Source organism: Mycobacterium sp. 1165178.9, from assembly GCF_001673555.1.
In the GTDB taxonomy this organism is placed as follows: Bacteria; Actinomycetota; Actinomycetes; order Mycobacteriales; family Mycobacteriaceae; genus Mycobacterium.
This window is the reverse complement of record NZ_LZMB01000066.1, coordinates 1-10,952: the sequence shown is the minus strand read 5'-3', so window position 1 is coordinate 10,952 and position 10,952 is coordinate 1. Positions and strand designations below refer to the sequence as shown.

The following is a 10,952-nucleotide window of genomic DNA, read 5'->3' as shown; positions in this document are numbered from 1 at the left end:
TTAGACGCGGGTCAACCTGCACCGTCGGTTGCACGACACCACCGCCGATCTCGAAGCACTGCACAGTCGCGCCAACGTCGACGGCTCGACGCCGTCGCAGCAGCCGATGCCTTTCGAAGAGGTTCGGGACTTCTTCTACGACCGCAAGAACTACATCGGCGAACTGGATATTGCGGCCGAAAACCTATTCAACGAGCACCGTTTGCGCATCGGCGGTCTCGACGGTCAGCTCGCGGCGTTACTCTCCGCCAAGCTGGGCGTCACGGTGGTGATCGACGACGGCCAAACGTTGGATCCCAACTCCAAACGACTTTTTGCGCCCGAATCGAAGACCGTGTATTTGGCCCGGTGGCTTCACCCCGGCCAACGCGCCTTTCAGCTCGCCACCCAGATCGCCCTGCTGACCCAGGCCAGGCTGATCACCGGGATCATCGCCGGCGACGATCAGCTCAGCGACGATGCCCGCGGCGTAGCCCGCATCGGGCTGGCCAATTATTTCGCCGGCGCGCTGCTGCTGCCCTACCTGAGATTTCTCGATGCCGCCGAGAGCGTCCGTTATGACATCGACCAGCTGGCAAGGCGATTCGAGGTGGGGTTCGAAACCATCTGCCACCGGTTGTCCACCCTGCAACGACCTAGCGCCCGCGGCGTGCCGTTCATCTTCGTCCGCACCGACAGCGCGGGAAACATCTCAAAACGCCAGTCCGCCACGGCATTTCACTTTTCCCGTGTCGGCGGAAACTGTCCCCTGTGGGTTGTGCATCACGCGTTTTCCCGGCCCGGACAGTTCCTGACCCAAGTCGCGCAGATGCCCGATGAGCGCACCTACTTCTGGATCGCCAGGACCACGACGAGCGAGCCAAGCCGTTATCTCGGTCCGGACAAGACCTTCGCGATCGGCCTGGGCTGCGACGTTGCCCACGCCGGGAAACTCATCTACTCCGTCGGGATCGATCCGAACAACGTCGAGTCGATCGTGCCGATCGGCGCGGGCTGCAAGATCTGCGACCGGCCCGCCTGTCCGCAACGCGCCTTCCCCTATCTCGGCCGGGCGGCGCATGTAGACCCGCATAGCAGCACGGATCTGCCCTATCCGCCGGTGATTACGGTCTGAGCGTGGTCAAGTCGGGTCGCGGTCTTGACGCCACCCGCGACGTAGTGTTCCAGTGAGCCATGCACGGGAGTGGGGAGACCGCATGCCCAGGGTAGCGATTCTCGATGACTACGCCGGTGTGGCCTTGCAGGTTGCCGATTGGACGCCGGTGCAAAAGCGGGCCGAGGTAACCGTTTTCGACCGGCACCTTGCCGAGGACGAGGCCGTCGGTGCGCTACTGCCGTTTGATGTGGTGTGCACCCTGCGCGAGCGCATGGCGTTTCCGCGGACCTTGATCGAGCGGCTACCGGACCTGAAGCTGATCACGATCGTCGGCAGGAGCCTGCCGAACCTGGACATAGCCGCGGCCAGCGAACACTCGATCCTGGTGGCGCATTCGGATTTTACCCATCCCCGGTTCAGGTCAATGCGCGATGCCACGCCGGAACTTGCCTGGGGGCTGATGATTGCGACGGTGCGCAATCTCGCCGACGAGCATCGCAACATGCGTCACGGGGGGTGGCAGACCAGTGTGGGCGTGACCCTGTCCGGCAAGACACTCGGGCTTCTTGGCCTGGGCAGAGTCGGTAGACGCATGGCCGAATACGCCAAGGTCTTTGGCATGGATGTCATTGCGTGGAGCCAAAATCTGACCGAGGACGCCGCCACCAGCGCGGGCGCACGCCGGGTCGATAAAGCCACGCTTTTCGAATCCTCGGACGTGGTCTCCATTCACCTGGTGCTGTCGGAACGCACCCGGGGACTGGTCGGCGGAGCCGAGCTGGCACTGATGAAGCCCAGCGCCTACCTGATCAACACCTCCAGGGGCCCGATCATCGACGAGGCGTCGCTGCTGGGCGCGCTGCAAACCGGTGGCATCGCCGGCGCCGGGTTGGACGTCTATGACACCGAGCCGCTGCCGAAAGACCATCGACTGCGGCTGCTTCCAAATGTCACGCTATCTCCCCACCTGGGGTACGTCACGCGCGAAATGCTGGGTGCCTTCTACGCCGACACCGTGGAATCAGTGGTGGCCTGGCTGGACGGGGCGCCCATCCGGATCGCCAATCCCGAAGTGGTGCAGCGGCGCTGAGACCGGCTCACTTCCGTTTCCAGTGCGGGCTTCGGACCGCGTCCAACGCATCGGCGACATAACGGTCCAACGGCCGTGGCTTCCCGGACTGCCGCACCCATTGCTGGAACGCGAAGTCTGCTGCGGCGAAGGCCAGTTGGACCAGCAGCCCCGGGCGGAGATCGGCCTCGGAATCGACACCCATCCGTTCGGCAATGAGTTTGGTCGCCCGCTCCTTGTCGGCCGGCCGGTGCACGGTGACCTTGTCAAGTAGGTCGGGAACCATCAGCAGGGCTTCGCGCCACTCTTCGGTGTCGGCCTGCTCGAATGAGCGGGTCCGGGTGATGATGGCGTTGATCAAGGCGACGTCGGGCGACTCGGCGGCGGGCCGCCCCTCGAGGAGGTTGACGATCGCGGCGCCACCGTAGCGCACTGGTGCGAGGAGAAGCTCTTCCTTGGCCGGCACGTGCCGGAAGAACGTGCGCGGGGAAACACCTGCGGCCGTGGCGATTTCCTCGGTGGTCACCGCATCGTACCCGCGCTCGACGAACAGGCGGAACGCCGCACGCCGGATCTCGGCCCGGATCTGTGCGCGCTGCCGGTCGCGAAGCGACTCGGGTCTGATCGGAAAGGTCATCGGAAGCAGCCGATCCCGCCGTCGACGTGAATGGTCTGTCCGGTGATGAACGTGGCATCATCGCCCAGTAAGAACGCCACCAGCGCACCCACGTCGGTCCGAACGTCCCCTATCCGCTTCATCGGAACCCGCCCCACGGCCTTGTCGTACTCCTTGGGCGCGAACGACTTCCAGAACTTGACGCCGTCTGATTCGGCGAAGGGGCAGATCACATTGACGCGGATGTTGTCGCGCCCCCATTCGAGCGCCGCCACCTTTGACAACCCGCGGATGCCCTCCTTGGCGGCGGCGTAGCCGCCCCACTTGGGCTCCCCGCCGGTGCCCGTGCCCGAACCGAGGTTGACGATCGACCCGCCGCCGGCCTCCACCATCAACGGATGCACGGCCTGCATCAGCAGGAACGTAGCGCGGGGGCCTACGTCATAGCCGAGGGCCAGGTCTTCGATGGTGATGTCGACAAACGCTTTGGGCTCGTTGGTGGCGATGGCGTTGTTGACCAAGCCGTGCACCGTGCCGAAGGCGTTTACAGCCGCGGCCGCGATGCGCTGCGCGCTGTCCGGGTCGCGCAGATCGGCGACGAGCTGTTCCACCGGTCCGATCGTCTCGAGTTCGGCGGTGGTGCGGTTCAGGACCTCGTTCTGGATGTCAACCAGCAGCACCTGCGCGCCGCGTTCGAGCAGCGCGGTGGCGACGCCCTTTCCGACGCCCTGAGCGGCACCGGTGACGATCGCCACATGCCCGCGCATCGAATCGAGGTGGCTGTAGCTCATCGGGCAGGCCCCATCCGCAGGGGTACGCCCCGGTGCATTTCGTAGGTACTCCGCGCCCCGGCGGGCAGTTCGATGAACTCGACCGGCGTCCCATCCGGATCCTTGACGAAAAACATTCGGACACCGCCTATCTCGAAGGGCTCCTGGTCGGGGGTGTAGCCGGCGTCGATGACGCGGCGGTGGGAGTCATCGAGATCGGTCACCGACAGCGACACGTTGTGAATCCCGGTGATGCCGCGCCGCTGCCGCTGTTGGGGTGGGTCGGCACCGATCGACAACAGCTCGATCATCAGCCCGCCCAGCAACCCGCCGACCACCCGGCCCTCGTGCCTACGGTTCGAGTGCAATGCCGCGTCGAAAGGCTCCCCGGAGATGAGGGTTTCGAAGATCATCTCCATGCCCAGCACATCGCGGTAGAACGCCAGGGCGCGGTCCATGTCGGTGACGCCGACGACGAGATGACAGAACGACACGTCGTCAAGCACACTCTTTTCGGTCATGACTTCGCCGCGGCGAGCCCGGGAGCCGGACGCCCGGCGAACAACGGCAAGTCGAGATAGGTCTTGATGCCGGGCTCGGCGGCGCAGACGTCGGGAATGGCGTTGATGCAATGGTTGGCGGTGACCACGACGCCCGGATTCTTCACCAGGCCTTCCGCGATCGTCTCCGGCTGCAGACCCTTGAAGGTGAGGCTTACGTCGGGGTCGCCGGTGATCTCCACCTCAAAGCGCTCACCCCGGCCGCCGAAATTCCAGGCCGGGTCCAGGTTCTCCTCACCCATCAGCCAGTTGACCGCCGCGGTGATGACCGGCTCGCCATCGACGAGCGCCTGCCAGCGGAACCGGCGCGCGGCCACGGTGCCGGTCGTGATCGGGAAAGGGTCGTAGTCGATGTCGGCGGTCGCCACGGCGACGTCCTGGATGGTTCTGATGTTGGGATCGATGCGAAAGCCCATGTGATCGGCGATCATCCGCACCGACTGCTTGAAGCCCGCTTCGAGCAGGCCGGCCATCGGCCCTTGAGTGGCCTCCTCGGGCGTACCGCCGAACCCCATGATGTGGCGCACCACGTCCGGGGCGTTGTAGGTGCGGATGTCGGAGAACTCTTCGGCACGCACGTGCGTGATCGCCGACGACAGCGAGGACACCATGAGCGGGAACCGCTCGGTGATGCCGCCAGGGTGGATGCCCGAACCATGCAGCGTCACACCGCTTTCCGTCGCGGCTTCGGCGACGGCCCGGTGACGCTTGTTGTCCGGATCCGGGTAGACCCAGCCAACGGGTGTGACCACGTTCTTGCCGGACCGCAGGATGGCGATCACTTCGTCGTCGTTGGGTATCAGCGGGCTGTACATGACACAGTCGGCGTCCAGCGCCAGTATCTCGTCGATGCTGGTGGTGGCGGTGACGCCGAGGTCTTCTGTCCCGATGATCCGGCCGACGTCGACACCGTTCTTGTCCGCGCTATGTACCCAGCATCCCACCAGCTCCAGCCGCGGGTGATTGATCACGCACCCGATCGCCGCTTTGCCGACGCCGCCGGTGGCCCATTGGACGACACGGAGTTTGGCTGGGCTACCCATCATTGACCTCCCGGACGGACGGTGCGCGCGAATGAATTGGCAGGCTATGACTTGGTGACAGTGACTGTCAACAACGAACGGTTTGTGAGAGGGTTTGTTGATGAGCGCCCTTGACGGCAAGATCGCCATCGTCACCGGCACCAGCCGCGGCGTGGGCGTGGGCATCGCCCATGAACTGCTGCGCGCCGGTGCGACCGTGGTCGGCTGCTCACGGTCACCGCTCGACACCATCCCCGGCATCGAGCCGGACTGGGCGGACCGCGCCTCCCAGAGGGTGTGCGATCAGGGTGACTATCGCTCGATCGACGCGTTCGTCGCCGACGTTGTGGCCACCCACGGTCGAGTCGACATCCTGGTGAACAATGCCGGAGGCACCGTCCCGGCGCCGCATGCCGAGAGCATTCCCGAACTGGTGCAACGGATTCAGGGCGCGCCCGCCGACGATGACGAATACGCGCGCACGGCGCTGTTTCATGCCTTCGCCGTGCAAATGAACCTGATCAGCCCGCTGTGGTTCGCGATCCGCGCCTATCGGCAGATGCACGCCCAGGACGGTGTCGGCTGCATCATCAACATCTCCAGCGGGGCCGGGCATCCGGCCGGATCCCCCACCCTGGTCTCCTATGGGGCGGCCAAAAGCGGCCTCAACCACCTCACCCGGTCGCTGGCCGAAGAGTGGGGACCCGCCGTGCGGGTCAATTGCATCGCCCTGGGGCCGACGATGACGGAGAACTTCCGATCTTTCGTGCTACCCAAGGACGACCCCGAGGGCGCAAAGTATTTCGCCGCAGTCCCGATGCGCCGCGCCGGCGAGGTCGCCGAAGTCGGGCGGGTCTGCGTTTTTCTCGCCGGCGGACAGGCCGACTTCGTCAACGGAACCACCATTGAATGCGACGGAGGGATGCTGCCCGGCGTGCTCTATGAGGCCGGCTTGAAGACCATCACGGATCTGTTGTAACGACGCCCCGCAAGCTCGTAGAAAGAAACGGCGCAAGGAGATTCACATGAGCGGATTAAAGCCCACGCCCGAGCAGTTCGCCGCGCTCGCGGCGCGACCGTCTGATGCGCCGGTGGTGATGGTCAACTTGTTGAAGTTCAAGCCCGAGGGCGGCCTGGAGAGCTACCTGCAATATGGCCGAGAAGTGGCCCCACACCTGGAACGCGTAGGTGCAACGCTGCGCTATGCCGGGGGTGCCCCGTCGGTGGTCATCGGGGAGGGCCAACAGCCTTGGTGGGACGCGATTCTCGTCGTCGAGTACCCGACCCCGCAGGCCTTCATCGACATGGTGACCACCCAGGAGTACGCCAAGGTGCACGAGCACCGCGCCGCGGGGCTGGATCGCGGAGATCTGATCGCGACCTCGACATGGTCGGTCGTCACCCAATGAGCTGACATCGGTCGATCTCGCGAGAGCTTTCCGGATCAGGCCGAAATGGGTCTAATAGGTGGATGGAACTGATAAAGCCCACCGACGCGATCTTTCTCCTGGGAGAATCTCGCGAACATCCCATGCATGTCGGAGGCTTGCAGTTGTTCGAGCCGCCGCCGGGCGCCGGCCGCGGGTTCGTTCGCGAGCTCTATAAGAGCCTGGCCGATCAGCGGGATTTCCAGCCCACGTTTCGCAAGCATCCCGCGAGTTTTGTCGGCGGAATCGCGAACCTGGGCTGGTCGTACGACGACGCCGTCGACATCGACTACCACGTCCGACGCTCGGCGCTGCCGTCGCCTAAGCGGGTTCGCGAACTGCTGGAGCTGACCTCGCGGTGGCATAGCAGCCTGCTCGATCGTCACCGTCCGCTGTGGGAGACGCACATCGTCGAAGGCCTGAAAGACGGCCGATTCGCTATCTACACGAAGGTGCACCACGCGCTGATCGACGGTGTCTCCGCGCAGAAGCTGATGCAGCGCGCATTGACCACCGACCCCGAGGACCACGAGATTCGCGCCCCGTGGACGCTGCGTAAACCGAAGCGCAAATCCAGTACTTCATCTCCATTGAGCTCATTGGCCCGCACGGCGGGATCCCTTGCGGCACTGGCTCCCTCAACGTTAGGGCTGGTGCGCGCGGCGCTGTTCGAGCAGCAACTGACGTTGCCTTTCGCGGCGCCGAAGACAATGTTGAACGTCAAGATCGGCGGCGCCCGCCGGTGCGCGGCGCAGTCCTGGTCACTGGACCGCATCAAGAACGTGAAGAAGGCGGCGGGGGTCACGGTGAACGACGTCGTCCTGGCGATGTGCTCCGGCGCCCTGCGCTACTACCTGCTCGAGCAGGATGCGCTGCCGGACACACCGCTTATCGCGATGGTCCCCGTGAGCCTGCGCACCGAGGAAGAAGCCGACGCTGGTGGCAACCTGGTCGGAGCCATTCTGTGCAACCTCGCGACCGACGCCGAGGACCCCGCGCAGCGTCTGCTGACCATCAGCGACTCGATGCGCAGCAACAAGAAAGTGTTCTCCCAGTTGCCGCGGTTCCAAGCGCTGGCGCTGTCAGCCGTTAATACGTCAGCGTTGGCGCTGGCGGCGGTCCCGGGCTGGGTGTCTTCGACGTCACCGCCGTTCAACATCATCATTTCGAACGTGCCCGGCCCGACGCAGCCGATCTACTACGGGGGCGCACGGCTCGATGGCAACTACCCGCTGTCCATCGCGCTGGACGGCCAAGCGCTGAACATCACGCTGGCCAGCAACGCCGGAAATCTGGACTTCGGCCTGGTGGGGTGCCGGCGCAGCGTGCCGCACCTGCAACGACTGCTCGCGCACCTGGAGTCCTCACTCAAGGATCTGGAACGCGCTGTGGGAGAATAGGACTCGATGGCCAGACTGAGCGCGGGTGTGTTGTTGTACCGGACCCGCGACGGCGTCGTCGAGGTCTTGGTGGCGCATCCGGGCGGGCCATTCTGGGCCCGCAAAGATGACGGCGCGTGGTCGATCCCGAAGGGCGAGTACACCGACGGGGAGGATCCCTGGGCGGCCGGGCAGCGTGAGTTCTCCGAGGAGCTGGGATTGCCCGTGCCGGCCGGGCCCCGCATCGACCTCGGCCAGCTGAAGCAATCCGGCGGCAAAGTTGTCACCGTCTACGCCGTTCACAGCGACCTCGACATCGCCGACGCGCGCAGCAACACTTTCGAATTGGAGTGGCCGAAAGGATCGGGCACGCTGCGGGAGTTTCCCGAAGTCGATCGCGTGGGCTGGTTCGCGGTGGCAACGGCACGCGTCAAATTGCTGAAAAGTCAGCACGGCTTTCTCGATCGCTTGATGGCGGACCCGGCCCTGGCCGGGCTATCCGAAGGGACATGACATGCAGACGCTGCGAACACCCGCGGCCGGTTTGACGATGTACCCGATTTCCCTTACACCCCAGTGATCAACGGTGCCGGGCAGTTCTTAGAGAAGGACGCGGGAGCGGCGCTGGCCGGCCACATGGTGAGTTCTTGCGCCGCTGAGTGGGGCGCCGCCGCAGGCGGGCACAATGTCGGGATGACGACCGCGCCTGCCGAGTCCACGAAACCCGACGAACTGTTGGTACGGCTGCTGGACCCGGCGGTACGTGCGGACCCCTACCTGCTGTTCGCGCAGTTTCGTGAACGCGGGTCGTTCGCGTTGCCGCAGGGCAACCTCGCGGTGTTCTCGACTTACCGTGACTGCGACGACGCCTTGCGGCATCCGTCGTCGAGCAACGACAGGAACAACTCGACAGCGGGGCGCGCGCAGGTTGAGGCGCAGACCCGCCAGCTCATCGAGGCCGGTGCCGAGGCGCCGCCGCCGAGCCCCCCGGGGTTCCTGTTTCTGGATCCGCCGGACCACACCCGGTTGCGCAACCTGGTCAGCAAGGCGTTCGCGCCCAAGGTGGTGAGCGCGCTGCGGCCCGACATCACCGCGCTGATCGACGGGTTGCTCGACCGGATCGCCGAAAAGGGGCGGTTCGAAGTAGTGGAAGACCTGGCGTACCCACTGCCGGTGGCGGTCATTTGCCGACTGCTCGGCGTGCCCCTCGAGGACGAGCCGCAATTCAGCCGGGTGTCCGCGCTGCTGGCGCAGTCACTCGACCCGTTCGTCGCCTTCACCGGAACGCCGTCAGACAACCTGAAAGAACGGATGGCCGCCGGAACGTGGTTGCGTGAGTACCTGCACGATCTGATCGACCGGCGACGTTCGAGGCCCGGCGACGACCTGATGTCCGGTCTGATTGCCGTGGAGGAGTCGGGCGACCAATTGACCGCCGAGGAGATCGTTTCCACCTGCGTCCTGTTGCTGGTCGCCGGCCACGAGACCACGGTGAACCTGATCGGCAACGCGGTGCTGGCAATGCTGCGCCAACCGTCGCAATGGACCGCGCTCGGCGCCGACGCCAACCGCGCTCCCGCGGTCATCGAGGAGACGTTGCGCTATGACCCGCCGGTGCAGATGATCGCGCGAACCGCCGGCGCCGACATGACCATTGGGGGCATCGAGGTGCCCGGCGGCGACATCATGATGCTGCTGACCGCCGCCGCGCAGCGCGATCCCGCCGAATATGACCGGCCCGACGTCTTCGACCCGGATCGGAAAACGCTGCGGCACTTAGGGTTCGGTCGTGGCGCGCATTACTGTCTGGGCGCGCCACTGGCCAGGCTGGAAGCCGGGGTCGCCCTGTCGGCGGTGACGGCGCGTTTCCCCAAGGCCCGACTGGACGGTGAGCCCGAGTACAAGCCCAACGTCACGCTGCGCGGGCTATCGGAACTCATGGTCAGGGTCTAGCCCCGTTCCCACGGCGGACTTTCACCCATCTTCTTGTAGTACTTCGCCAAGTGCCCCTTGATCCGATCAACATCGGACTTCGGCACGTCGATACCGCCCCGCGCCCCGTCCATGATTGCGCCCGCCGCCATCACGCCGCGCGGCACGACCTTCAGGTTGCCGTCGATGATGTCGGCGATCAGCAACTTGTAGCCCGTGAACTTGTCCTTCTTGTCGGCGTCGTACCAGACGTGCGCGTTGCGGTATTTCTGGTTCGGACCGTCCTGTGCATCGGCCCATTTACGCACCCGCTTTTCGGCCGCGCCGCCATCCCATTTGCGATCACGATCGGCCAACGGCAGGTCTTGAAAGGTTGTGACTGACATTGATGCCGCGTGCCCGCTCCGGTGGGGATCAAACGCGGCTAAACCGTGTGTTCGCACTCGCGCGAGCGGTAGCGTCGTTGACGGGAGGCAACCATGAAGCGCCACATCGTTTCAGGATTAGCCGGCCTATTGATGGCCGCGGAGCTGGTCGCCGCAGCGCCGCCGGCAAGCGCCGGCTGTGTGTACGGGGGACCCGTACTCAGCAAGTGCGACGGACCCGTCCAGCCCGACGGCACTTGGCAACGTTGTGTGGCCGTCACCCGCCTGGTTCCCAATGGCATGAGTTCCTACCTCGTGCCCGACAATCACTGCGATCTGATGGGCCCCGGCCAGCAGCCCACGGATTTCACCTTCGCCGACCCGCCGACGCACATCGATGGCTGAGTAGCCGCCGCTGTAATGGGTGGGCGAGTTTTGTCGTACCCCCCTGCAATGCTGATGTCATGTCCCTGACCGCGATCGCAGCCAGCGTCGAAGTGCGCCCGAAGGATCGTCTTGAGGTGTTGTTCGAGGAGATGGCGGAGTTGGCCGGTCAGCGCAATGCGATTGATGGGCGCATGGTGCAGATCGTGGCCGAGATCGAGCGTGATGGGCTGTGCGGGATGACCGGTGCGCGCTCGGTGCCGGCGTTGGTGGCCTGGAAGCTGGGCTGCTCATCGGCGAACGCCCACACGATCAGCACGGTGGCGCGCCGG

At 65.0% G+C, this 10,952-nt stretch carries 13 protein-coding genes and 1 pseudogene; 9 read left to right on the top strand and 5 right to left on the bottom strand.

All coding sequences use genetic code 11. The features are described 5' to 3' along the window. Nucleotides 1-4 precede the first annotated feature (4 nt). Nucleotides 5-1,114, top strand: a pseudogene (locus tag A5652_RS03420) (short-chain fatty acyl-CoA regulator family protein); the annotation flags it as partial. A gap of 82 nt (nucleotides 1,115-1,196) precedes the next feature. Beyond that, nucleotides 1,197-2,186: a D-2-hydroxyacid dehydrogenase family protein gene (locus A5652_RS03415; RefSeq protein ID WP_067346635.1), complete on the top strand. Its 990-nt coding sequence runs from the start codon at nucleotides 1,197-1,199 to the stop codon at nucleotides 2,184-2,186. Nucleotides 2,187-2,193: 7 nt separating this feature from the next. Here the strand turns inward: A5652_RS03415 and A5652_RS03410 are convergent, their stop codons facing one another. Genes A5652_RS03410 through A5652_RS03395 form a run of 4 tightly spaced genes read right to left on the bottom strand, consistent with a single transcriptional unit; the run spans nucleotide 2,194 to nucleotide 5,154 of the window. Beyond that, on the bottom strand, nucleotides 2,194-2,790 hold the full coding sequence (locus A5652_RS03410; protein WP_197513728.1) for a TetR/AcrR family transcriptional regulator: 597 nt from the start codon (nucleotides 2,788-2,790) through the stop codon (nucleotides 2,194-2,196). A gap of 8 nt (nucleotides 2,791-2,798) precedes the next feature. Beyond that, a complete protein-coding gene (locus tag A5652_RS03405; RefSeq protein ID WP_067346632.1) occupies nucleotides 2,799-3,572 on the bottom strand; it encodes an SDR family NAD(P)-dependent oxidoreductase in 774 nt (257 codons plus the stop codon). Continuing rightward, nucleotides 3,569-4,072, bottom strand: coding sequence for a VOC family protein (locus tag A5652_RS03400; protein ID WP_067346630.1), 504 nt, complete (start codon nucleotides 4,070-4,072; stop codon nucleotides 3,569-3,571). The genes A5652_RS03405 and A5652_RS03400 overlap by 4 nt, the downstream gene beginning before the upstream one ends. Next, nucleotides 4,069-5,154: a dihydrodipicolinate reductase gene (locus tag A5652_RS03395; RefSeq protein ID WP_067346640.1), complete on the bottom strand. Its 1,086-nt coding sequence runs from the start codon at nucleotides 5,152-5,154 to the stop codon at nucleotides 4,069-4,071. The genes A5652_RS03400 and A5652_RS03395 overlap by 4 nt, the downstream gene beginning before the upstream one ends. 100 nt (nucleotides 5,155-5,254) lie before the next feature. On the opposite strand from A5652_RS03395, the gene A5652_RS03390 reads away from it, so the two are divergent. From A5652_RS03390 to A5652_RS03370, 5 genes are all read left to right on the top strand, one after another. Continuing rightward, on the top strand, nucleotides 5,255-6,112 hold the full coding sequence (locus A5652_RS03390) for an SDR family oxidoreductase (RefSeq protein ID WP_067346628.1): 858 nt from the start codon (nucleotides 5,255-5,257) through the stop codon (nucleotides 6,110-6,112). A gap of 46 nt (nucleotides 6,113-6,158) precedes the next feature. Beyond that, complete coding sequence (locus A5652_RS03385) at nucleotides 6,159-6,542, top strand: DUF1330 domain-containing protein (protein ID WP_067346626.1); 384 nt, start codon at nucleotides 6,159-6,161, stop codon at nucleotides 6,540-6,542. Nucleotides 6,543-6,604: 62 nt separating this feature from the next. Then, nucleotides 6,605-7,960, top strand: coding sequence for a wax ester/triacylglycerol synthase family O-acyltransferase (locus A5652_RS03380; protein WP_067346624.1), 1,356 nt, complete (start codon nucleotides 6,605-6,607; stop codon nucleotides 7,958-7,960). A 6-nt stretch (nucleotides 7,961-7,966) separates the two neighbouring features. Further along, nucleotides 7,967-8,452 carry an NUDIX domain-containing protein gene (locus tag A5652_RS03375; RefSeq protein ID WP_067346622.1) on the top strand — a complete coding sequence of 162 codons (486 nt, stop codon included), beginning with the start codon at nucleotides 7,967-7,969 and terminating at the stop codon, nucleotides 8,450-8,452. Nucleotides 8,453-8,632: 180 nt separating this feature from the next. After that, entirely contained in the window at nucleotides 8,633-9,892 is a 1,260-nt protein-coding gene (locus tag A5652_RS03370; protein WP_067346637.1) for a cytochrome P450, read from the top strand. Here A5652_RS03370 and A5652_RS03365 read toward each other — a convergent pair. Continuing rightward, complete coding sequence (locus tag A5652_RS03365; protein WP_067346620.1) at nucleotides 9,889-10,257, bottom strand: hypothetical protein; 369 nt, start codon at nucleotides 10,255-10,257, stop codon at nucleotides 9,889-9,891. The genes A5652_RS03370 and A5652_RS03365 overlap by 4 nt on opposite strands. Before the next feature lie 93 nt (nucleotides 10,258-10,350). On the opposite strand from A5652_RS03365, the gene A5652_RS03360 reads away from it, so the two are divergent. Then, on the top strand, nucleotides 10,351-10,641 hold the full coding sequence (locus tag A5652_RS03360) for a hypothetical protein (RefSeq protein WP_067346618.1): 291 nt from the start codon (nucleotides 10,351-10,353) through the stop codon (nucleotides 10,639-10,641). 59 nt (nucleotides 10,642-10,700) lie between these two features. After that, a partial coding sequence (locus A5652_RS03355; protein WP_156745130.1) for a DUF222 domain-containing protein occupies nucleotides 10,701-10,952 on the top strand: 252 nt, incomplete at its 3' end.

What these genes read in the sequence shown, in the direction of transcription:
- A5652_RS03375 (WP_067346622.1), top strand. Translation starts at nt 7,967, where the DNA reads ATGGCCAGACTGAGCGCGGGTGTGTTGTTGTACCGGACCCGCGACGGC.
- A5652_RS03370 (WP_067346637.1), top strand. Translation starts at nt 8,633, where the DNA reads ATGACGACCGCGCCTGCCGAGTCCACGAAACCCGACGAACTGTTGGTA.
- A5652_RS03405 (WP_067346632.1), bottom strand. Translation starts at nt 3,572, where the DNA reads ATGAGCTACAGCCACCTCGATTCGATGCGCGGGCATGTGGCGATCGTC.
- A5652_RS03390 (WP_067346628.1), top strand. Translation starts at nt 5,255, where the DNA reads ATGAGCGCCCTTGACGGCAAGATCGCCATCGTCACCGGCACCAGCCGC.
- A5652_RS03365 (WP_067346620.1), bottom strand. Translation starts at nt 10,257, where the DNA reads ATGTCAGTCACAACCTTTCAAGACCTGCCGTTGGCCGATCGTGATCGC.
- A5652_RS03385 (WP_067346626.1), top strand. Translation starts at nt 6,159, where the DNA reads ATGAGCGGATTAAAGCCCACGCCCGAGCAGTTCGCCGCGCTCGCGGCG.
- A5652_RS03415 (WP_067346635.1), top strand. Translation starts at nt 1,197, where the DNA reads ATGCCCAGGGTAGCGATTCTCGATGACTACGCCGGTGTGGCCTTGCAG.
- A5652_RS03360 (WP_067346618.1), top strand. Translation starts at nt 10,351, where the DNA reads ATGAAGCGCCACATCGTTTCAGGATTAGCCGGCCTATTGATGGCCGCG.
- A5652_RS03400 (WP_067346630.1), bottom strand. Translation starts at nt 4,072, where the DNA reads ATGACCGAAAAGAGTGTGCTTGACGACGTGTCGTTCTGTCATCTCGTC.
- A5652_RS03380 (WP_067346624.1), top strand. Translation starts at nt 6,605, where the DNA reads ATGGAACTGATAAAGCCCACCGACGCGATCTTTCTCCTGGGAGAATCT.
- A5652_RS03395 (WP_067346640.1), bottom strand. Translation starts at nt 5,154, where the DNA reads ATGGGTAGCCCAGCCAAACTCCGTGTCGTCCAATGGGCCACCGGCGGC.